General features: G+C 36.9%; 21 protein-coding genes and 1 riboswitch. Of the genes, 13 read left to right on the plus strand and 8 right to left on the minus strand.

The window, feature by feature from the left end; translation table 11 throughout:
- Nucleotides 1-143 precede the first annotated feature (143 nt).
- Both ACKGJN_RS13695 and ACKGJN_RS13700 read right to left on the minus strand, forming a co-directional pair.
- A complete protein-coding gene (locus tag ACKGJN_RS13695; RefSeq protein ID WP_409540114.1) occupies nucleotides 144-665 on the minus strand; it encodes a GNAT family N-acetyltransferase in 522 nt (173 codons plus the stop codon).
- Nucleotides 666-971: 306 nt separating this feature from the next.
- The gene (locus tag ACKGJN_RS13700; protein ID WP_409540115.1) at nucleotides 972-2,243 is read right to left on the minus strand and encodes an L-lactate MFS transporter; all 1,272 of its coding nucleotides are present in this window, start codon (nucleotides 2,241-2,243) and stop codon (nucleotides 972-974) included.
- An 880-nt stretch (nucleotides 2,244-3,123) separates the two neighbouring features.
- On the opposite strand from ACKGJN_RS13700, the gene ACKGJN_RS13705 reads away from it, so the two are divergent.
- The 3 genes from ACKGJN_RS13705 (at nucleotide 3,124) to purB (ending at nucleotide 7,515) form a co-directional block, all read left to right on the plus strand.
- Nucleotides 3,124-4,935, plus strand: a complete 1,812-nt coding sequence (locus ACKGJN_RS13705; RefSeq protein WP_409540116.1) for a hypothetical protein — start codon at nucleotides 3,124-3,126, stop codon at nucleotides 4,933-4,935.
- 238 nt (nucleotides 4,936-5,173) lie between these two features.
- A complete protein-coding gene (locus ACKGJN_RS13710) occupies nucleotides 5,174-5,860 on the plus strand; it encodes an SIR2 family NAD-dependent protein deacylase (protein ID WP_409540117.1) in 687 nt (228 codons plus the stop codon).
- A gap of 317 nt (nucleotides 5,861-6,177) precedes the next feature.
- A complete protein-coding gene (gene purB, locus ACKGJN_RS13715) occupies nucleotides 6,178-7,515 on the plus strand; it encodes an adenylosuccinate lyase (protein ID WP_409540118.1) in 1,338 nt (445 codons plus the stop codon).
- A gap of 72 nt (nucleotides 7,516-7,587) precedes the next feature.
- Here the strand turns inward: purB and ACKGJN_RS13720 are convergent, their stop codons facing one another.
- Genes ACKGJN_RS13720 through ACKGJN_RS13735 form a run of 4 tightly spaced genes read right to left on the minus strand, consistent with a single transcriptional unit; the run spans nucleotide 7,588 to nucleotide 9,662 of the window.
- A complete protein-coding gene (locus ACKGJN_RS13720; protein ID WP_409540119.1) occupies nucleotides 7,588-8,130 on the minus strand; it encodes a DUF4252 domain-containing protein in 543 nt (180 codons plus the stop codon).
- 54 nt (nucleotides 8,131-8,184) lie between these two features.
- Nucleotides 8,185-8,718 (minus strand): DUF4252 domain-containing protein, encoded by a 534-nt coding sequence (locus ACKGJN_RS13725; RefSeq protein ID WP_409540120.1) that lies wholly within the window; start codon nucleotides 8,716-8,718, stop codon nucleotides 8,185-8,187.
- Nucleotide 8,719: 1 nt separating this feature from the next.
- Nucleotides 8,720-9,166: a hypothetical protein gene (locus ACKGJN_RS13730; protein WP_409540121.1), complete on the minus strand. Its 447-nt coding sequence runs from the start codon at nucleotides 9,164-9,166 to the stop codon at nucleotides 8,720-8,722.
- Nucleotides 9,153-9,662, minus strand: coding sequence for an RNA polymerase sigma factor (locus ACKGJN_RS13735; RefSeq protein ID WP_409540122.1), 510 nt, complete (start codon nucleotides 9,660-9,662; stop codon nucleotides 9,153-9,155). The genes ACKGJN_RS13730 and ACKGJN_RS13735 overlap by 14 nt, the downstream gene beginning before the upstream one ends.
- A 119-nt stretch (nucleotides 9,663-9,781) precedes the next feature.
- Between ACKGJN_RS13735 and ACKGJN_RS13740 the strand changes: the two genes are divergently transcribed.
- Nucleotides 9,782-11,251, plus strand: coding sequence for a S41 family peptidase (locus ACKGJN_RS13740; RefSeq protein WP_409540123.1), 1,470 nt, complete (start codon nucleotides 9,782-9,784; stop codon nucleotides 11,249-11,251).
- A gap of 101 nt (nucleotides 11,252-11,352) precedes the next feature.
- Here ACKGJN_RS13740 and ACKGJN_RS13745 read toward each other — a convergent pair whose 3' ends face one another.
- The gene (locus tag ACKGJN_RS13745; RefSeq protein ID WP_409540124.1) at nucleotides 11,353-13,290 is read right to left on the minus strand and encodes a TonB-dependent receptor plug domain-containing protein; all 1,938 of its coding nucleotides are present in this window, start codon (nucleotides 13,288-13,290) and stop codon (nucleotides 11,353-11,355) included.
- Nucleotides 13,291-13,354: 64 nt separating this feature from the next.
- A riboswitch (cobalamin riboswitch) is annotated at nucleotides 13,355-13,585 on the minus strand.
- An 80-nt stretch (nucleotides 13,586-13,665) separates the two neighbouring features.
- On the opposite strand from ACKGJN_RS13745, the gene ACKGJN_RS13750 reads away from it, so the two are divergent.
- The 8 genes from ACKGJN_RS13750 to ACKGJN_RS13785 all read left to right on the plus strand — a co-directional run bounded on the left by ACKGJN_RS13750 (nucleotide 13,666) and on the right by ACKGJN_RS13785 (nucleotide 21,239).
- The gene (locus tag ACKGJN_RS13750; protein WP_409540125.1) at nucleotides 13,666-14,799 is read left to right on the plus strand and encodes an ABC transporter substrate-binding protein; all 1,134 of its coding nucleotides are present in this window, start codon (nucleotides 13,666-13,668) and stop codon (nucleotides 14,797-14,799) included.
- The gene (locus ACKGJN_RS13755) at nucleotides 14,800-15,831 is read left to right on the plus strand and encodes an iron chelate uptake ABC transporter family permease subunit (RefSeq protein ID WP_409540126.1); all 1,032 of its coding nucleotides are present in this window, start codon (nucleotides 14,800-14,802) and stop codon (nucleotides 15,829-15,831) included.
- Nucleotides 15,832-15,833: 2 nt separating this feature from the next.
- Nucleotides 15,834-16,628 (plus strand): ABC transporter ATP-binding protein, encoded by a 795-nt coding sequence (locus ACKGJN_RS13760; protein WP_409540192.1) that lies wholly within the window; start codon nucleotides 15,834-15,836, stop codon nucleotides 16,626-16,628.
- A gap of 173 nt (nucleotides 16,629-16,801) precedes the next feature.
- Nucleotides 16,802-18,211, plus strand: coding sequence for a DNA recombination protein RmuC (gene rmuC, locus ACKGJN_RS13765; RefSeq protein WP_409540127.1), 1,410 nt, complete (start codon nucleotides 16,802-16,804; stop codon nucleotides 18,209-18,211).
- Between the two features lies 1 nt (nucleotide 18,212).
- A complete protein-coding gene (locus ACKGJN_RS13770; protein ID WP_409540128.1) occupies nucleotides 18,213-19,361 on the plus strand; it encodes a serine hydrolase domain-containing protein in 1,149 nt (382 codons plus the stop codon).
- Nucleotides 19,361-19,729, plus strand: coding sequence for a 6-phosphogluconate dehydrogenase (locus ACKGJN_RS13775; RefSeq protein ID WP_409540129.1), 369 nt, complete (start codon nucleotides 19,361-19,363; stop codon nucleotides 19,727-19,729). Before ACKGJN_RS13770 ends, ACKGJN_RS13775 begins: the two co-directional genes overlap by 1 nt.
- Nucleotides 19,726-20,277: an acyl-CoA thioesterase gene (locus tag ACKGJN_RS13780; RefSeq protein ID WP_409540130.1), complete on the plus strand. Its 552-nt coding sequence runs from the start codon at nucleotides 19,726-19,728 to the stop codon at nucleotides 20,275-20,277. The genes ACKGJN_RS13775 and ACKGJN_RS13780 overlap by 4 nt, the downstream gene beginning before the upstream one ends.
- Nucleotides 20,274-21,239, plus strand: a complete 966-nt coding sequence (locus ACKGJN_RS13785; protein ID WP_409540131.1) for a bile acid:sodium symporter — start codon at nucleotides 20,274-20,276, stop codon at nucleotides 21,237-21,239. Before ACKGJN_RS13780 ends, ACKGJN_RS13785 begins: the two co-directional genes overlap by 4 nt.
- 4 nt (nucleotides 21,240-21,243) lie before the next feature.
- Here the strand turns inward: ACKGJN_RS13785 and ACKGJN_RS13790 are convergent, their stop codons facing one another.
- On the minus strand, nucleotides 21,244-21,636 hold the full coding sequence (locus tag ACKGJN_RS13790) for a DUF423 domain-containing protein (RefSeq protein ID WP_409540132.1): 393 nt from the start codon (nucleotides 21,634-21,636) through the stop codon (nucleotides 21,244-21,246).
- A 183-nt stretch (nucleotides 21,637-21,819) separates the two neighbouring features.
- On the opposite strand from ACKGJN_RS13790, the gene ACKGJN_RS13795 reads away from it, so the two are divergent.
- The gene (locus tag ACKGJN_RS13795) at nucleotides 21,820-22,215 is read left to right on the plus strand and encodes a hypothetical protein (protein WP_409540133.1); all 396 of its coding nucleotides are present in this window, start codon (nucleotides 21,820-21,822) and stop codon (nucleotides 22,213-22,215) included.
- Nucleotides 22,216-22,265: the final 50 nt, after the last annotated feature.

A 22,265-nucleotide genomic window follows, 5' to 3' on the forward strand; every position in this document is an offset into this window, starting at 1 on the left:
TACTAAAGCGATTTCCTGCTCAGTCAAACCATAAAGCCTTTAAACAAGGGCAAAAGATCTTGAAATCGCAAATTAGACAAAGTCAAACCTAACAGCGGCGAAAGCAACTTTTAAAACGCCCATTTGCGAAGAACTGTCTTTTTTTAATTTAATTTTAGTTTCATCATTATGTCCGTTTGTTCATCTTCTCCTAATACAAAAACATGTTTGTTAAATTCCACAAAACCATTTTTTTCATAAAATCGGATTGCTCTCAAATTTTGTTCCCATACGCCCAACCAAACATAGTCTACATTATTGCCTTTTGCTATTTCAATTGCTTTATAGTAAAGTATTTGTCCAACTTTTTTTCCGTAAAATTCCCTCAGTACGTAAATCCGCTCTATTTCAAGTGAATTTGTGCCTTTTATTTCAGTTTGTGACTGACCAATATTTATTTTTAAATAACCGATTGTTTCATTGTCAAGTTTTGCAAAATAAAATTCTGAATTTTCGTCTGTTAATTCCGACTTTAATTTTTCGATTGAAAATTCTTTCTCCAAGTATTCTCTCATATTTTCTTCGCTGTTTTCTGAAGAAAAAGTTTCGGCAAAAGTCTGTTTCCCTATTAACTGTAATCGGTCAATATCCTGTTCTGTTGCTTTTTTTATTTTAATCGATTCCAACTTGCTTTATGTTTTTTTGCGGGTTTGTATAATCCATCCATCTATTCTTTTCCATTCTCTAACTCCATTTGTTCAGGGATAACACCTTTTCCATTCTCTAACTCAATTTATTCAGGGATAACAGTAAAGTTCAAATTTTTATATTTATTTTAATTATATTTTTCATAACTAACACACATTCCCCTCAACAATCTAAAAAGGCCTTTAACAACTTTATTTCTTTCAGAATATTTTCGCGCCAGCACCTGAAAGAGGATACCCTACTGAATAACTGTCCTGGAATATTCTATATATCCGTAGTTATACTTATCCAGAAACTGAATTAAGAACCGGTTTGCCCTGTTGTTTTTGTATCTTCCTGACATCTGCTTTTAAGAGAATGGCAATGACAAAAGCCACTGCGGTTAAAAATGCGAACACATAAAAGACAGGAACATAGCTTCCGGTCCTTGTATAAATTTGGGATACTAAGGTTGGGCCAATCAATCCGCCCAAGGACCAGGTGGTCAACAAGTACCCATGAATGGCACCGAGTTCTTTCGTTCCAAAGAGATCGCCAATAAAGGCAGGAAGATTGGAGAATCCTCCACCATAGCAACTTACTACGAGGAAGATTAACACCTGGAATACAATTGCGCTTGCTATTATAGGGAGCGTTAAAAATGTTACCAATTGTATTATAAAGAAAATGATATATACAACGGGGCGGGAAATATAATCTGAAACCGCCGCCCATCCCAGCCTGCCGGCACCATTAAAAATCCCCATAATCCCCACCATAGTAGCGGCGGCAGCGGCAGACAAGCCGACTACCGTTTGTGCCATGGGCGAGGCAACCGAAATCATCATAATCCCGGCGCTGGTATTTATGAGCATAATGGCCCACAGCATCCAGAAATGTTTTGTTTTCACCGCTTCCTTAGCGGTTAACTGTGCCAGGTCCTCTTTAATTTTTATGGTCGCAAAATTAAATTCTTTCTTCATTTTAACTTTAGGAACCCAATCCCGCGGAGGAGGTGCGATGTAAAGTGCAGCAGAAGTCATCAATAAAAAATAGCAGCCACCAAGTATATAAAAAGTTGAAGAAATCCCTATACTTTCAATCATCCACGCAGCAACCGGAGCTGTGATTAGTGCCCCCGAACCAAAGCCCAAAACAGCCATACCCGTTGCCAGGCCACGCCGATCTGGAAACCATTTTACAAGTGTGGAAACCGGCGAGATATAACCAATTCCCAGTCCCAATCCGCTAAGGAATCCGTAGGTTAAAAGGAACAGCGTTAGGGAATCGAAGGCAACAGCAAAGCCGGATCCTGCCTGGCCCAATCCAAAAAGAACAGCAGCAAAAATGGCCGATCTTCTTGGGCCATTGCGCTCTACCAATCTTCCAAATAAGGCGGCAGATCCACCCCCAAGCACCATCATAATTGTAAAAGCCAATGTAACCGATGAAACAGACCAGCCCATCGTGTTTACCAGGGGCATTGTGTAAACGCTGTATGCATATGCCGCACCTATGGAAAGATGTATACCTACTGCAGATAATGCAATTAGCCACCTGTTTTTAGTTGTTTTCATTTAATTTTCCGTTACAGTTATTGGTTCCTATACTTTTTGAACGCACAAAATACTCAATCCCTGTTTCTAAAGAATGATTTTTCTGTAGAAATTGGCCTATAAGATTTTTACAGAATCTGCATATGGAGCACCTTTTTAAATATGGCAAGACCCAGTTGCTGACTTGTAATTTCCTGTTAACGAGATCTAAGTGCGATAATATAAACTTTTTGGATCCTACAACAAAAGCCAGTCACAAAATCGAAGAAGTTCGAAGGCTGGGGTTATTATAAAAGCTTATTCAACTTTGGCCTTTAAAATCAAAAACCTCGGGGCAAGCCTGGAAGCTACATCCAGATACATCGGGAGGAAAATACTTTTAAAACTTCGAGGGAAATCCTCAATGAGGGATTAAACAAGTTGGCCAGCTCTAAAAATTAACAATTGCATGTTATCGTGACATTACACTTATTTCGAAACGTTCTTATTGCTTCCCGAGCTTGTTGGTAATAAAATTTAACTTGTTCCTATTCCCTAAAAAAACCGGGAAGGGATGGAAAAAAACGATCTGTTTTTCGCATTCGGGCAAAAAAGTTTGAAACATATTTTTTTTAAAGGTGATAGATATCATATTTTACCCATAAAAACCAATTTCAACAATATTTAGATGAGGAAAAAATATAGTTTCGCCCATTAGCTCATACTTATTTTTCAATTAGTTCCTTTTGGCAACTCGAAGAAAAATAGCTGTATTAAAGTTAACCGATAATTTAAAATCATTGGAAAAAATACTGTTATTTATAATGATTAAAAATAAAAAATTGTATTTTAGGAATATCCACTATAAAAGATAACTATCTTTGCATAGAAAAAATAAATAATCATCTTACTAATTATTAATATGTTAGAAGCACACAGTTTTCAGATCCCGGTAATGGGCGTTGGATTTACAATAGATACTCCGGTAAAGGTTTCTCATTTTGGAATTTCCTCGGTTATATCTTTGGTAGATGATGGATTGGCTGAGAGAATGAGAAAATTTTATTGTGATAAATACGAATTGTCTTATTCCGAAATTGATACCAATCAGGAAGATTACAGAGCAAAACGATTAACTGCTTATCTTAACCTCATCAATTTAATTGTCTCAAACAATTTTAAAAACTTAAAAAAAGAGTCATTTAACACAGTAAGTAATTTAACAAAGTACTTTGAAATGCTTCCCGATTCTTCCCAGCTTAAAAAGGGATACCTTTTAATGCTTGAGGAAAAAGAGAAAACAGTTAGAGCCTCTCTTCAGAAAGAGTTAAAGGAAAGTTTAGTTCTTGGTTCTATTGATGTTAACATTATGACCAAGATAGATAAAGATAACTACACCAAAAAAGGTGAAAAGTTAGCTGCAGAATTCAATGATGCGCACGCTGCAGTAAGAGGTTATGCAAACTCTAACCTGAATGCCTCAGGATTGGTGCTTTCAGCTGGTTTAAGTCCAAGATTATATAGCTACATGTCCAATTTTGATGTTTTTTTTCCTGACAAAAATGAAAAACTCGGAAAAAAAATAATTTTGAAGGTAAGTGATTACCGTTCAGCTTTGGTACAGGGTAAATTCCTGGCTAAAAAAGGGATATGGATCTCAGAATACCGAATTGAATCCGGACTTAATTGTGGTGGCCACGCCTTTGCAACCAATGGATTCCTTATGGGGCCAATCCTGGAAGAATTCAAACAAAATAAATCGGAGTTGATTCAGGAAGTTCATAAAATCTTAAACGAAGCACTTTCCCTTTCCGGGAGGCCAACCTTAAGCAAACCCTTAGACCTAAAGATCACGGCCCAGGGCGGGGTTGGAACCGCCAAGGAACACAACTTTTTATTAGATTATTACAATTTGGACAGCATAGGATGGGGAACCCCATTTTTGCTTGTACCTAAGGTAGTAAATGTTGATGACGATACTTTAGAAAAACTGCTCAACGCAGGAAAAGAAGACCTGTACCTAAGTAACACCTCTCCCATGGGAATTCCCTTTAATTCGTTGAGGAATTCTTCAAAGGATTTGGAAAGAGATGCTAAAATAAAAAAAGGAAGGCCGGGAAGTTCCTGCCCAAGTCAATTTTTGAAATTGTTTAACAAAGAATTTACAGATAGACCAATTTGTACTGCTTCCCGCCAATATCAGAAAGCAAAAATAAAAGAACTTGACGCAAAAAAAGATATTTCGAAGGAACAACACAGCAGGGAATACAATAAGATAACGGAAAAATCCTGTATATGCACCGGTTTGGTAACGACTCCTTATATAAACCACGGCCTTTTGAAATCTACAGACGGCGATAGCGTTTCAGTATGCCCGGGACCTAATTTGGCATATTTTTCCAAAAATTCTACCCTTTCTGAAATGGTGAATCATATCTATGGAAAAATAAACCTTCTGAACGATACCTACAGACCTAACCTGTTTGTCAAGGAATTGGGGATTTATGTAGATTATTTAAAAAATGAAATCGAGGAATCCGTAGAAACAATAAACGGGCGAAAATTGAAGTATTTTGAAGAGTTTAAAACTAATTTATTGAGCGGAATTGAATACTATGATACGCTTGTAAATGAAATGAAAGAGGAAACGGAAATTTATAAAAATAAAATGAAAGGTGAATTGGAAAAAACTGTTCTTCAAATACATTCTATCAAATTACCCATCCTGCAATAAAAAATAAGCATCAGACTTTCTGATCCAATTAATATTTTAAAAAAACCCATTTCCGAACAGAAATGGGTTTTTTAGGTATACCGCTTGATTTTCGAGTATTTACCTGACATGAGGGATTAGGATCTGCCCAAAATAACATTCCAGTTTTGCGAAAAAAATAATTGCTTCTGAAAAATAAATAAAATCTTACTGAGTTTATTCCTTTAAAATATTAATTTAGGAGGAATTTGAATTTCCAATGAGACATATAGTTGTACTTACCGGAGCAGGAATAAGTGCTGAAAGCGGAATAAAAACATTTAGGGATGCCGATGGTTTATGGGAAGGTCACGACATCATGGAGGTGGCTTCACCCCAGGGTTGGGAACGAAATACCAAAAAAGTTTTACAATTTTATAATGAACGCCGGAAACAGCTTTTGACGGTTGAGCCTAACCCCGCGCACCTTGCCATTGTTAAACTGGAGGAAAAATATAAGGTAAGCGTGGTAACGCAAAATATTGATGATCTTCACGAAAGAGCAGGAAGCACTAATGTTACGCATCTTCATGGGGAACTTTTGAAAGTGAGAAGTACTTTTAATGAAAACCTCGTTATGGATTGGAGATCCGATTTGAATCCCGGGGATTTCTGTGAGCATAACTTTCAGTTAAGGCCACACGTTGTATGGTTTGGTGAGGCTGTCCCAATGTTTCCTGTAGCCGCAGAAATCACTGAAAAGGCAGATATTCTAATAATAATTGGAACCTCACTGCAGGTTTATCCGGCTGCCGCTCTCATCGACTTTGTGAAGCAGGGCACCAAAATTTATTTTATAGATCCTAAACCTACCATTTCTCCGGGGCCTGATATTACAGTAATCAGCGAAAAAGCTTCCGTAGGTGTACCTAACCTTGTAGACCAACTTTTAGAGATTACAACTTAAATTTCCAATTAATCTTTCAAAACTGCCCAACGAGTTATTTGGAATGCCCACTGAAGGTGTGGTTTCAGGTTTATCAAACTTTGTGCCCTCTACAGAAACTTTGTTCCCTTTGCGGTTAACGACCTTTTTGTAATTTCCTAAAACAGAACCAAAAATTAATAATATTCAGAAATCCGGTATTATTTAACCCGGACTTTACTGGAAGATGTTGGTAAAATCTAAACCCTTGGTGAGGGGTTTTTAAATTAACATCAAAAGAGTCTTTTTAAAATTTGCTAAAGACTTACCTTTGGCGCTTCAAATTTAAATCAATAAAAATGACGCCGCTAACAGCAATTTCACCAATAGACGGGAGATATCATCAAAAAACCAAGGATCTTATCATTTATTTCAGTGAGGAGGCGCTTATAAAGTACAGGGTTCGAGTAGAAATTGAATATTTTATCGCTCTTTGCAAATTGCCTTTACCTCAACTTAAGAATATTGATAAAAAATCATTCTCTGGCCTTAGAAATATCTATGAAAATTTTACGGCTATTGATGCAGCAGCTGTAAAGGAAATAGAAAAAACAACAAATCATGATGTTAAGGCTGTAGAATATTTCATCAAGGAAAAATTTGATGTGCTGGAACTTCAGGAGTTTAAGGAATTCATTCATTTTGGCCTTACTTCACAGGATATAAATAATACCGCGGTACCTTTAAGTTTGAAAGAAGCTGTGGAAAATGTTTATTTGCCTTCTTTAAATGAAATTATAGATAAGCTAACGGTTTTAAGCAAGGATTGGGCTGCAATCCCCCTTTTGGCAAGAACCCATGGACAACCGGCATCCCCTACCCGCCTGGGAAAAGAAATGGAGGTTTACACAACAAGACTAAAAGCTCAGCAAAAGAATTTAAGCCTGATTCCACATTCTGCCAAATTTGGTGGTGCAACAGGGAATTATAATGCGCATAAAGTTGCCTATCCGTCGATTAACTGGAAAGAATTCGGTTCCGGATTTGTGGAGGGCACTTTAGGTCTTGACCATTCATTTCCTACAACTCAAATCGAGCATTATGATAATATGGCTGCTCTTTTTGATGCCTTAAAAAGAATCAATACCATTTTACTTGATCTTGACAGGGATTTCTGGACCTATGTATCCATGGATTATTTCAAGCAAAGAATAAAAGAAGGGGAAGTAGGGTCCTCTGCGATGCCCCATAAAGTAAACCCTATAGATTTTGAAAACAGTGAAGGTAATCTTGGTATCGCCAACGCTATTTTTGAACATCTTTCAGCTAAATTACCGGTAAGCCGTTTGCAAAGGGATTTAACCGACAGTACTGTCTTAAGAAATATAGGAGTTCCAATCGCTCATACGCTTATTGCATTTCAGTCTACACTTAAAGGCTTGAATAAATTATTGCTGAATAAAACAAAAATCGAACAAGATCTCGAAAATAACTGGGCGGTTGTTGCCGAGGCGATTCAAACTATTTTAAGAAGGGAAGGCTATGCAAATCCTTATGAAGCCCTTAAGGGATTAACCCGAACAAATGAAGTGATCAATAAAGAAAGTATGTCTAATTTTATTGAAACACTGGATATCTCTGATGATATTAAAGATGAATTAAAGGCTATTACCCCTCAGAACTACACCGGTATCTAAACCAACTATTTTATAATCAAGAAAGCCGGAGTATTTTTAAATACCCGGCTTTTTTGATTCATATCTACCCAACTATTCTGTTTTTTCAATAAACATAGAAGTTATCCCTTTCAAACCATCCATATCAATATCGCCTTTTTCAAGAGATCTAAACAAGCTTAAGATATCACCAGGATTCATATCATCGCCAAGAACCCTGGCCAATCCCATCCCACGATCTTCATCAAACCCATAAACAATTATTTCGTCTACCGCTTCTTCATCTCCTGTGTAATAGATTTCCACACGCTTATCGCCTCCACCATAACGCATCAATAATTGATACTTTTCATTTTTCAGGATCTCGGTAATTTTGATCTGTTCATCTTCGATTGCCTGAAGATTTTCAGTTTTTTTGGGAATTGCCAACAAATTAATCTTTTTGATGGTCTCCATAGTTACTTTTTGTTTCGGGCTAAGCGTTTCAGAACTGGTAAACATACTTGCAGGAACATCTATAGCAACAAATTGCTTGTTTTCCTGATTTGCAACATAATATTGCTGCAGGCTTTCCCCATTGTTGCAACCAAAAAGCAAGCCTAGTAAAGCAACTCCTAAAAATGTTGTTTTTTTCATTATATTAAATTTAAAAATTCAATAATTCGTTTCGGTAATAGATTCAAATGCAAACTATTTTTTAGACTTTTTGTTAACATTCTTCAATTCATCTGCTCCAGGAACTTTCAAATCTGAAGCCAATTTAGAAAGTTGTGTAAGATCAATATCACCGGTGATGCTCATGATTACCGAAATTGGCTTTCCGTCCTTTTCACCTTCCATGAACATAAAAAGCTCGCTTACGTAATTTTCATTTCTTCCGGGTTTAGAATAAAATTTTATATTTCTTCCTCCCTCGTTAACCCGCATCAATTGCTCCAGGGATCCTTTTCCCAAATAGGCGGTAACATCGGATGCCATTTGAGCCTGTATAGCGGTTTGGTTCGTAGTGAAAATCCTTATTTCCTTTAAATTTTCGATCAGGTTTATATACTGTTGTGCCTCTGGATCATCCGTACTAATATCCACTTTTGCAAGAAGTTTAAACATCTTGCTGGTCATTATCATGGCATCCACATCTTTCATAGTTTCATACTTCTGAAAATTTTGTGCATTTCCAACTAAGGAAATTAGACCAATTGCAATTATTAAGATTGATTTTTTCATGTTATTTAATTTTTATGATTTGATTTTTAGTTTTATTAAATTCCTCTAAGTACACTAATTCTTGTTTACCGTTATTCATTATCTGTGCCACCATTTGCAGCGTTTCTTTAGCCTTATAATAAGCCTCCTCAGGGTTTTCGATGGTTCCAAGCTCACTTTGTGAGAAATTTTGTTGCTCATTTTCCTGAAATGTAAAAATTCCAACAGCTATAAGAATGCTTGCAGCTAAACCAATGGCATACCATTTCCTTCCCGACTTTAATTTAATCTTCCCGGGGTGGTGGATGTTTTTTTCCTTTTCTGAAAAATTGAAGATCAATTGATACTCCTTAAGATGATTGGGTACTTTTACTAAATGGAAATATTCCTTTAAAAATTTTTCCTCCTCCAGGCTTGTTTCCCCATCATCAAATCTTTTCAGCAGGGATTCTAATTTATTTAATTCCATAACTATCTTTTTTTAACAGTTCTATCCTTATTTTTTTTCTTGCTCTGGACAGGGACACTCTTATGGCGGTTTCGTTCATATTCATCACTTTTGCGATCTCTTCATATTCATATTCCTCAATATCCCTTAATTGAAAAATCAATTTTTGTTGCTCGGGCAAGGTTTCAAGAATTCGCGAAATTTCTTTTAACCTGTCATTGGTTTCAAGTTGCTCGAAGGCAGACCGGTCCTGACTTTCATAATTGGTGTGCACTATCTTCAAATTATTATTCTGTTTGGATTTTAACTGATCCAGGCAGTAATTCTTAGTGACAGTCATTGCAAAAGCTTCTATATTGGCATAATCCTTGAGTTTATTCTTCCGATCCCATAATTTCAAAAGAACCTCCTGAGTAGCATCTTCAGCAGAATCTTTAGAAATTAACAATCGAAGTGCTAAACGGTACATTTTATCCTTAACCGGATTTACAACACCAATAAAGGTTTTTTGATTCATTTAACGTTGGTTTAAATTCACCGTCTTATATTTACGACGATTATAAAAGTAATTTGTTACAAACTATTTTTTTCAAATTACAATATTGTAATTACTTTTAACACCCTACTAAAAATTCTATGAAAAATTCTTTGAAAATTCACAAACTTGTTTTATTTGCCTTTTTATTTATAGGCATTACTAGCTCCTGTTCGAATGATGCAGATGATATAGGTCCAACTCCCCCGGTTCCGGGAGAAGAGCGCAATTTGGTGGTGGAAAACTTTATTTACCGCGGAATGAATGAAATCTATCTTTATAAAGCAGATGTTCCGGTTTTGGCCGATAATTATTTCTCTTCCCAGACTGAAAGAAACGACTTTTTAGATAACTATTCTTCTCCAGAAGATCTCTTTGATAATGGTGTTACTGCAAGTCAGGATAGATTTAGTTTTTTAGTGGATGATTATGTAGAACTGGAAAATTTATTCAGTGGGATAAGTAAAACATCCGGACTTTCCTATGGTTTAGTGAGATATTGTTCCAGCTGTAGCGAAATATTTGGCTATGTCCGTCTCGTACTCCCCAATACTTCTGCAGATGAAGAAGGTGTAGAGAGAGGAATGATATTTAACAGGGTAGATGGACAACAATTAACCGATGCTAATTATCAAACACTTTTAGCGCCCGATACTTTTACCATTGGCCTCGCTAAAATTGAAGACTCTAGCATTTCCAATCTAGATGAAACCTTTACATTGACCAAACGGGAATATGTTAAAAATCCGGTATTTGTTTCAAAAGTAATTGAAACTGAAGGAAAAAAGGTAGGCTATATTTATTATGATAGTTTTACTGGCGATTTTGACAAAGAATTGAATGATGCCTTCGGGGAATTCAAGAATGCCAGCGTAACAGATCTTGTTTTGGATCTTCGTTACAACGGAGGTGGATCTGTTAGAACAGCTACAGATTTAGCGTCTATGATTACCGGGCAGTTTGCCGGAGATATTTTTATGAAAGAAGTATGGAATGCAAAATATCAAGCATATTTTGAAAGTACCCCGGCTTTACAGGAGAGACTTTTAAATAAGTTCAATACAACTTTAAAAACCGGAGAATTAATCAACAGTTTAAATCTTGGAACTGTGTATGTTCTAACCACAAATAGATCTGCTTCGGCCAGTGAATTGGTGATTAACGGTCTTACACCTTATATAGATGTGGTACAAATTGGGGAAACCACTACCGGTAAATTCCAGGCTTCGGTTACCTTATATGATTCCCAAAACTTTGGGAGAGAAAATGCAAATACAACTCACACCTATGCAATTCAGCCTTTGGTTTTAAAATCGGTAAATTCTGCAGGTGTTTCAGATTATATCAACGGACTGGATCCGGATTATGCGATTTCAGAAGATTATCAAAATCTCGGACAATTGGGAGATCCTAATGAACCTTTTCTAAAGCTGGCTTTAGATGTAATCCTTGGCAATAGAGTTTCTATTCCTGAGTCTATTGAAAAATTTAAGCCTGTTGGAGAAAGTGGAATGGATCAACTGGATTATCAAAAAATGTATATCGACAAAATCCCGGAACTTATCAATTAATAAGTCAATATGTCAAATATAAAGGGGTTTCGATTAAATCGAAACCCCTTTTTTAATTCCTTGAAAGATAAGTAAACTAGTGGCAAACCTTCAATGAGGGTCTAAAAATTTAAAGCAACCCCTATTTTCGCATTTCTGCCTCTGGAATTAAACCTGTAGATCTCTTCGTAGCTCTCATTGGTAATGTTTGTAACTCCTCCAAACAGCTTAACATGGTCGCTTATTCTATGATTGATGTGAAAATCAAGAATATTAAAACTCTCAAGCGCTACTTGCTCACTTTCAAAAGTCTCATTGTTAAAAAACCGGTCGGTTCTTGTATCATTAAACTGATAGTTCAGTGATGTAAAGGTGTTTTTACTAATTTGAAAATGCAAACCTGCATTGATTTTGTGTTTTGGGATACGCAGCGCAAATCTTTCAGCTGCTTCCGTGAAGGTGTAATTCCCTGAAAAATTAAGGTTTTCCAAAAGCTCAATGCTTACCTCTACCTCTACTCCTTTGGAGGTAAATTCTTCAGAAATATTTTGATATTCTGAAATGAAATTTTCAGGATCCACAGTTACAAAGTCTATGAAATTTTCTGAATTTCTTCTGAAATAAACTCCACTAAATGTAATTTTATCTAGCTGATATTCAAACCCGGCTTCAAGGGTGCGGCTATCCTCCGGCTTCAAATCCCCGTTTCCATAGTTTGAATCGAACAACTGAAATAAGGAAGGCGTAATATAAGCAGTGCTATAAGAAGCCAAAAGCTTCATTCGCCCTTCATTTAAATCAAAATTATAAGAAGGGTTGATATTATACACGAAGTTTGAACCATATTCGCTGTGAATATTCAAGCGGGTTCCGGTGTTCAGGTTAAAACCAAATCCGGAGATATACACCACATTTACGTATGGGTCAACAATATCAAAATTGGCCATCTCATCACTTACGCTTTGCTGAAATTCAGTTTCACCAAATGGAATATTATAGCTGTTAAAACTACTGAAAATACCATTTACCCCAATTACAGTATGAAATTTATCATGGAAGATATATTTATTATACGTGTCGAAAGCATAAACTTTGCTATCATATTTATTGGGAAATCCTGAAACAATTTCCCTTTTCAATTCTGAATAACTGTCGCTGAAGATGAAACTTCCGTTTTTGTATGTAGCCTCCCAATGACTTCCGGTGCGAAATTGCTCACTATTCAATTTATTATCGGCATCGGCATACATGAAAGCATCATCAAAAGAGGAACTGAACTCATCAAAATTTCCGTAGAAATAGAATTTTAATTGGTCGCTTATCTTGTATCCAACCCGAGCATAAACATTTTGCTTTGAAAAAGGATCGTCTTTAAATTTCAAATCCTCATTTTGTGCTTTAACGGCCGACATATTTTCTGAATACCGGTGACTGAAATTTACCTGATAATTAAAATCTGATAAACGTCCGCTCAATCCAACCGCATTATCAAACTGTGCGATATCATAATCCTGATTTTGCTGTGTTTGGTTGGTTCCGAAGGTAGATTGCACTTGCAATCCTATTTTCTTGTCAACCGGCTCTTTCGTAGTAATATTGATTACCGCGGCGGCAGCCCCGGAACCATAAAGCGTGCTGGAAGCCCCTTTAATGATCTCGATGGAAGCCACCTGATCTAATGGCAGCAGGCGAAAATCAAAATCATTTGAAATTGAGGATGGATCGCTTAACTGAACTCCATCTACCATAATAACTACCTCGCGGTTTCTTCCACCTCTTACATAATATCCAAGGTTTTGACCATCATTGCTCCTGGAACCGTTGATCTCGATACCGCTCACACGGTTGATAACATCCGGAATAGTTTGTCCGGAAGCTCTTTCCAACTCCTTCGCAGTGATTTTCGTCACTACTTTTCCACTGTTTTCACGTTTTAACTCAAATTTTGAATCTATAAGAACTATTTCCTCTAAAGATTCAATTGTATCATTTTCGGTTTGTTGTGAAAACGACAAACCAGTGCATAATACGGCACTGCATAACCATAGTTTTTTGTACATAAAATTAAATTATTACCAGGAAAAAAGATGTAGTAAACTACACCAAACTCTTATCCCGAAAGTTTGACATTAGTGAATTGTGGCAGGTCTCCTGGCTTGCGTCCTGTTGTTTACCTTCCCATCCCGTTAAACAGGACAGTGGTTTAAGAAGTAGTAACAACAGGCATCCCAAATGAACTTGGGACTTAGCGTACAGTTGCGGGAACAGCTCAGGATTCTTCGAAGCACGAATCACCTGATTCCCTTTTAATCGATTAGGTTCTATATTTATAGAACCGGATCAAACCAAAATTTCAATGCGAAATTAAACATTTATCTTTCTTAGCGCAGTAAAATTTTAAATAATCTTACTTTTGATGCCAAAAACAAATCCTTTTGAAAAATATCTTTTTTCTTCTTTTTCCTCTGATTTTCTTTTCCTGTAAAACCGAAAAGAAAGAATTTTCAGATATAGCTTTATCCGGAGATACCCTTGCAATGGAGTATGCTAAAGGTTTTTCCATTATCCAATACGACGGATTTAAGATTCTGAAAGTTAAAAATCCCTGGCCGGAAGCAGATAAAACCTACACCTATTTGCTGGTTGAGGAGGAATCTAAAGTGCCTCTAACTATAGCATACGATCATAAAATAAACATTCCGGTCAAAAATCTGGTCGTGACTTCTACCACACATATTCCCTCCCTGGAAGCACTTCAGGAGGAAAACACTTTAATAGGCTTTCCTGGAATTGATTACATTTCATCCGAAAAAACAAGAGAAAGGATCAAAGAAGGTGAAATCACGGAATTGGGGAAAAATGAAGACATCAATACAGAGGTGCTCATCGCATTACAACCCGAAGCTGTCGTAGGTTTTGCCGTGAGTGGAACAAATAAAACATTTAACACCATAGAAAAAAGCGGAATCCCGGTGCTTTTTAATGGAGACTGGACCGAAGAAACTCCGTTGGGAAAAGCAGAATGGATCAACTTTTTTGGGGCATTGTTCAACAAAACCAAAGAAGCAACTTTACTCTTCCAGGAAGTTGAAACTGCGTATCTTGATGCCAGGAAACTGGCAGAATCTGCCTCTTCCATTCCTACAGTTTTAAGCGGATCTATGTATAAAGACCAGTGGTATGTTCCCTACGGAAATTCCTGGTCGGCACGGTTTATAAAGGATGCCAATGCAAGTTATATCTACAAAAACACCTCCGGAAGCGGCAGTATTGCCCTGGCGTTCGAAACGGTATTAAGCGAAGCCCAAAATGCCAATTTCTGGATCGCACCCGGACAGTTTAAAACTTTTAAGCAGTTAAACGAATCCTCTGTGCATTATAATCAATTTAAAGCCGTGAAAAATAAACAGGTTTTCACTTATAGCAATACCTTAGGAGAAACCGGCGGGGCGATCTATTACGAACTGGCACCAAATCGACCCGATCTAGTTTTGAAAGACCTTATCGCCATCTTTCACCCGGAATTACTTCCTGAATATGAATCTGTATTTTTTAAAAGACTGGAATAAGTGCCGAATCAAAAAAAATATACCGGACTTTTATTACTTCTATTCCTGGTAGTAATTCTCACAGCTCTTGTAAATATAAGTTTAGGTTCTGTCAATATTCCTTTGATGGATATTTTGGCTTCGGTTTTTAAGGAACAGGTAAGCAATGATAGCTTTCGGTACATCATATTGGAATACCGGCTTCCTAAGGTATTTACTGCGATCCTTACCGGATCGGGACTTGCTGTAAGTGGCTTGTTAATGCAAACACTTTTTCGGAATCCATTGGCGGGACCCTATGTTTTAGGACTAAGCAGCGGAGCCAGTTTGGGAGTTGCTATAATTTTAATGGGAGCAACCCTGTTTAGCGGGACACTGGCCGGCTTGCTGCTTTCAAAATGGAGTCTGGTTATCGCCTCCAGTTTAGGAAGTTTACTTGTGCTTTTAGCTGTTTTACTGGCTTCTTCAAAACTTCGTGATACCATGGCAATCCTTATAATTGGATTAATGTTCGCAAGTCTTACCGCGGCTGTAGTAAGTGTGCTTGCATATTTTAGTCCGGCAGCCCAACTTCAGCAATATGTATTCTGGTCTTTTGGTAGTCTCGGAAACCTTTCCTGGGAGGAAGTTTTTATTCTGTCAATATTCTGGTTTACGGGAATCATACTGGCTATAACCTGTATTAAAAATTTAAACACTTTATTGTTAGGGGAACAATACGCTAAAAGTCTTGGAGTGAGCATTAGCAGAAACAGGTTGGTAATAATAATCGCCACAAGCTTACTTGCAGGAAGCATTACGGCCTTTGCTGGTCCAATTGCATTTGTTGGGTTGGCGGTTCCGCATTTAATAAGACAAGTGATCCCTGTGAACGATCATCGTATCTTACTACCCGCCGTGATCATGGGCGGTGCTATTTTAATGTTGGTTTGCGATATTGCAGCACAACTCCCGGGAAGTCAATACACATTACCCATAAACGCAATCACTTCATTAATAGGGGCGCCAGTAGTAATCTGGCTTCTAATAAGAAAACGTAAATTTTTATTTTAGTCATCAAAACGTCCAACTCAAATATCATCCTCGCCACCGATAACCTTCAAATAGGATATCGCAGTAAAAAAGTGGAAGCCCTCATCGCTGCCAATATCAATATTGAAATTGAAGAAGGTGAACTTGTGGCCCTTATAGGTATTAACGGGGTTGGTAAATCCACTTTACTGAGAAGTCTTAGCGGAGTACAGGAAGTATTAAAGGGCGATATCCTTATAGAAGGCAAGCCTTTAAAATCTATTCATTCTGAAAAGCTATCAGAATTGATTAGCATCGTCCTTACTGAACAACCCATTTCAAAAAATCTAAGTGTTTTTGAACTGATTGCTCTTGGAAGGCAACCCTATACCAACTGGATTGGAACCTTAACTTCAAATGACCTGAACTATATTCAGAATGCCTTAAAATTGGTGGATATTGAAAATCTTCAGCATAAAAAATGTTATGAGCTAAGCGACGGGCAACTTCAAAAAGTATTGATAGCACGAGCCATTGCCCAGGACACGCCATTGGTGATTCTGGATGAACCCACCACACATTTGGATATTTACCATCAGGCCTATATACTTAAATTGCTTAAAAAACTTACACTTCAAACCAAAAAGAGCATTCTCTTTGCGACTCATGAAATCAATCTGGCGCTGCAACTATGTGACCGCATCATTCTCATGGAGCAAGACAAAGTTTCGGTTGGGACTCCAAAACAACTTATAGAAGAAGATGTGTTTTCAAGAATGTTCCCGTCAGACCTTATATTTTTTGATAAAATCTCCCAATCCTTCAAAATTAAAACCTAAGCTTACCTGTTTTTGAAATAGGATTTTATTTGATAAAATGAGCATAACGGAAACTGGATTCAAACACCAATAAAAATATGCGAATTCATTATGTCCATTAAAAAACAATAAATAACTACATATTAAAAGAAAACCAATTAAGTATCTTTGAAGAAACCGATTTGATTTTCTCTATGAACCAAACGCTTTTAATTATATTCATTTTTATTTTTGCTCTGGCTTTAGGGATCTACCTGGGAAGACTGTTTTCAAATTTAAAAAACAATGGAAAGCAGACAGTTTTAAAGGAACAGATTATTCAACTTAAACTTCATGTAGAAGATTATAAAAATCATTTAAACAATCAGTTAGACAATTTTAAATCTGAATTTCAGACAGCTAAATCTGAAGCTGCTGTTCAACTTCAAAAGACGGAGAATGAACGTGATTCCATAAGAAAAGAGAAGGACTTTTTAAGCGATGAACTAACCCGAAGGAATTCTGAATTTGAAAACCTGCAGCAACGAAATCTGGAACAAAAAGAAGAAGTTGCCAGGCTTCAGGAAAAGTTCACCAAAGAATTTGAAAACCTCGCCAATAAAATACTGGATCAAAAATCGGAAAAATTCACCTTGCTCAACAAGGAAAATATTCAAAATATATTGAATCCGTTAAATGAAAAGATTAAAATATTTGAAGAGAAAGTTGACAAGAACACTACAGATTTTATAGAACGGCACTCCCAGCTTGGGGAATATCTTAAAAATTTAAATGAACAAAGCATCAAAATAAGCGAAGAGGCCAATAATTTGACAAAGGCCTTAAAAGGTGAAAATAAAACCCAGGGAAATTGGGGAGAATTAATCCTTGAAAGGGTGTTAGAGAAATCTGGATTGGTAAAGGACCGGGAATATTTTGTCCAAAAAGCTTATACAGACGAGGATGGGAATAAAACCCTGCCCGATGTTGTAATTCACCTCCCTAATGATAAACGAATGGTAATAGACTCTAAAGTCTCTTTAACTGCCTATGAGAAATATTCCAGTGAGGAACATGAAGACCAGAAGTCAAAATATTTAAAAGCACACGTAAAATCCTTGAGCAACCATATTTTAGAATTGAGTTCCAAGAAATATGAAGACATCCATAAGATAAAATCCCCCGACTTTGTACTGATGTTCATTCCCATTGAACCCGCTCTTTATCTTGCTCAAAATAGTGATAGTTCCTTTTTTTACACGGCTTTTCAAAAAAATATACTTTTGGTAAGTCCCACTACCCTGCTTTCAACTTTAAGAACGATAGATACCATTTGGAGCAATGAAAAACAACAGCAAAATGCCACCGAAATCGCAAAACATGCAGCTTCGCTCTACCATAAATTTAAATTATTGCTGGATGACCTGGAAACGGTTGGAACAAGATTAGACTCCACCTCAAACGCGTATCAAACCGCTATGAAAAAGTTGACCGGAAATCAAAATTTAGTTAAGGATATAGCCAAACTGGAGGTTTTAGGAATCTCACCTAAACAAAAAATCAGTAAAACCTGGATGACTCAAAGCTTTATAGAAGAAGAAAATGTAATTTCAAAAAATGATTAATATGCACCAATTCCCTAAGCTAATTTTATTTTTCTTTTTTTTCGGTACAATAGCACAAGCTCAAGTCCAGTATTTCCCTACCGCGGGAGAGTGGGAAAAAAAGAATGCCAAAGCTTTCAATATAAATGAACAACTCCTGCTGCAGGCTGTGAAATTTGCTCAGGAAAATGAATATTCTGAACCAAGAGATCTTAGGTTAGCAATATTAAAAGGCTTTGAAAGGGAACCTTTTCATCAAATTTCAGGACCGACCAAAGAACGGAGTGGCCCTGCAGGGATAATACTTAAAGACGGATATATTATTGCAGAATGGGGCGATACCAAGCGCGTAGATATGACTTTTAGTGTAACCAAAAGCTTTCTTTCCACTACTGCACTTCTGGCAATGGATAAGGGTTTGATAGAAGAGGTAAAAGATTCGGTGAAAAAATATGTTTGGGACGGTACTTTTGATGGTAACCACAACAGCAAGGTAACCTGGGAACATTTATTAAACCAATCTTCCGACTGGAGTGGGGAATTATGGGGAGGATATGATTGGGCAGACAGGCCGCCGTCCACCGGAAATCTTGACGACTGGAAAAACAGAAAACTAAATGCACCGGGAACGGTTTTTGAATACAATGATGTTAGGGTAAATCTTTTGGCATATTCATTATTAAATCTCTGGAGAAAACCTCTGCCACAGGTTTTAAAAGAAGAAATTATGGATCCCATCGGCGGGTCCACAACCTGGAGGTGGTTTGGATATGAAAATGCCTGGGTAAATATCGACGGATTAAAAATGCAATCGGTTACCGGGGGCGGTCATTCCGGAGGAGGATTATTTATCAATACAGAGGATATGGCCCGATTTGGTTTGTTATTCGAAAACGATGGCAACTGGAACGGGAGTCAGTTAATTTCAAAAGAAGCAATAGAAAAAGCTATCCAACCTTCTACTCCAAACCCGAATTATGGTTATATGTGGTGGCTCAACAAAAAAGGAAGCAGGCATTGGAAGGACCTTTCAGAGGACCTTTTTTATGCAGCCGGTTTTGGAGGGAATTTTATAGTTATAGACCGTGAAAAAAATCTTGTTGTTGTAACCAGATGGCTGGAACCCTCAAAAATAGAAACATTTTTAAACAAATTATACCTGGCATTCTAATGAAAAAAACACTGATTTACATATTGGGCGGAATATTTTTTCTATTTATAGCATATTTCGCATTTATTTATTTTGTTCCGTATAGTGAAGGAACCAGATCTGGAGAGCTTATTAAATTCAGCCGAAAAGGGGTGATTTTCAAAACCTGGGAAGGTGAGATAAGTCAGGGAATTAGCGGGGCGCAGATTTTTCAATTTTCGGTATTGGACCGTGAAAAGGAGGTTATTAAAAAACTTCAGGAGAATGAAGGCAACTATGTAAAACTCACCTATGTTGAGAGGTATGCCACTTTTATATTCTGGGGTGATACAAAATATTTTATAAGCAACGTAGAAGAATCCCAATCCCCACATTTTAGAGACCGATGAAAAATTTAAAATTTAAAAAAATAACCGATTCACAGGTAGAGATTTCAGAATTAATGCTTCCCTCCCGTTCAAATTTCAACGGAAAAATTCATGGGGGTTATATTTTATCGTTACTGGATCAAATCGCATTTGCCTGTGCTTCTAAACATTCCCAGGTCTATTGTGTCACCGCCAGTGTAGATACGGTAGATTTCCTGGCGCCAATTGAAATTGGTGAACTTGTTACGATGAAAGCATCTGTAAACTATGTAGGAACAAGTTCTATGGTTATTGGAATACGCGTAGAATCTGAGAATATTCAAACAGGACTGGTAAAACACTGCAACTCTTCTTATTTCACCATGGTTGCCAAAGATGAAAGCGGAAAGTCGGTGGCGGTACCGGGATTGATCCTTGAGAACGATCACGATGTTCGCCGGTTTGTAAAGAGCATAAAACGTTTAAAAATGAAAATCAAAAGAAAAACGGAATTTCACGAAACCGACTTTTCTTCAGAAGAATACATGCACCTGCTGGATGATCATAATGTAAAACTCGATATTCATTGAAATCCAACGGTTTCATAATAGCATTATTTGGTGCAATTTTACTCGCTTATTTAGCTCCAACGGCACTCAGCAATTTTCCGTTAGAAATTATTATAGACATAGGAATTGGACTTATATTTTTCTTTTATGGATTAAAACTTTCTCCCGCCGACCTGAAATTAGGCTTTCTGAACTATCCATCCCATATTTTAATTCAGCTTACTACTTTCGTTCTGTTTCCGCTGCTTACCTTTTTATTTATCCCCGTTTTTGAAGGAGGGATTCAATCGGATTTATGGCTGGCAATATTTTTTCTTGGGGTTTTACCTTCAACCGTATCATCCTCAGTTGTTATGGTTGCAATTGCTAAAGGAAATTTGCCAACTGCAATCTTTAATGCAAGTATTTCCGGGTTGATTGGGATTTTGGTAACCCCGCTTTGGCTGAGTTTATTTCTTATGAAAACCGGGGAATTCGCTATTCTGGAAATTATCACCAAACTCCTGCTGCAAATTGTATTTCCATTATTAATTGGATTAATGCTTCAGCGTTTTCTGGGAAACCTTGCACGCAAAAACAGTCGGATATTAAGCCTGTTCGATAAATCCGTGATTATTCTTATCGTTTATTCCAGTTTCAGCAATTCCTTTAATTCCAATCTTTTGGAATCTATTAAAGTGATGGATCTGGTAAAAATATCGATTATTATTGTGCTCCTTTTCTTCGCGGTTTATGGCGTTACCGGATATGTTTGTAAACTTCTTGGCTTCAACTTAAGAGATACCATAACGGTGCGATTTGCCGGCACAAAAAAATCATTGGTTCATGGCTCGGTTATGGCAAAAATTATCTTCGGAAGCAGCGCCAGCCTTGGGTTGTTGCTTTTACCTATTATGTTGTATCACATTTTACAGCTTCTCCTGGTAGCAGTTTTTGCTGAAAGATATCGGAAACACTGGATTAAAAAAGGGGAATTGGAATAATGGGCTAAAGATATAGGGCATATTTTGCTGCATTTATTGTGAAAAGTATCCAGCCAATTACCAGAAGTAATCCACCCAAAGGGGTTACAGGCCCAAGAAACTTCATTTTTTTTCCACGGGAATCACTTAAGGTAAGTCCATAGATACTGAAAGAAAAAAGTATGATCCCAAAGATAAAACACCACGCCATCAGGATTTGGGAAGTTTCAATAAATGGAAAGCTAACTCCTGTAATGATTAACATCAAAGCATGATACATTTGGTATTTTACTCCGGTTTCAAAACTTTTAAGTTGATCTTCGGTAAAGCGTTTCTTAAGAGCATGAGCCCCAAAAGCACCAAATATAACGGCCAAACCTCCAAATAATCCACCAAATGTTAATATGATTTCCTTCATTTCATATGTGTTTTTTTATTGTTTTTTCATAGGGTTATATTCAATTCGCATATCATAATTGGTGTTTGTATCGAATTTCCGTTATGCTCATTTCATAAATTTAAGTGAAAATAGAGGGCTAAAACGCCTCTATCTTTCTAAAGGCTGCAATTTATGGTATCTTTGGATCAAAATAAAAAAGTTATGAAAAAATCGTTGTTTATAGGAGTCTTATGTGCTCTTTTTATCACCAGTTGTAGCCCTAAAATTGTTGGAACCTGGAATGTTGATCGTTATGAAGTAGATAATCAGAAAGGTCAAAATGTAACCACAAGAAATGCAGGTGAAATTGTGATGCACAAAAATGGCACTGGTGAAAAAAACATAAAGTATTCTATGTTTAGCAATGAATTTAGCGATGTGCTGAATTTTAAATGGAAGCTACAAGATGACATTTTAACACTTTCAACCACGAACCTAAAAGAAAAATCTGATTTCGATAAAACCTGGTTCGTTATTACCAATAAAAAGGACAAGCAATTATGGAAATCAACCGATGGAAGTAATACTGTACAAATTATCGAGTTGAGTAAAAAATAATTTTTCGACATATCTGTCAAACAACAAAGGCTGCCAATTCAGGCAGCCTT

Origin of the sequence: Gillisia xinjiangensis (assembly GCF_046298265.1) — a bacterium.
Classification (GTDB): domain Bacteria; phylum Bacteroidota; class Bacteroidia; order Flavobacteriales; family Flavobacteriaceae; genus Gillisia; species Gillisia xinjiangensis.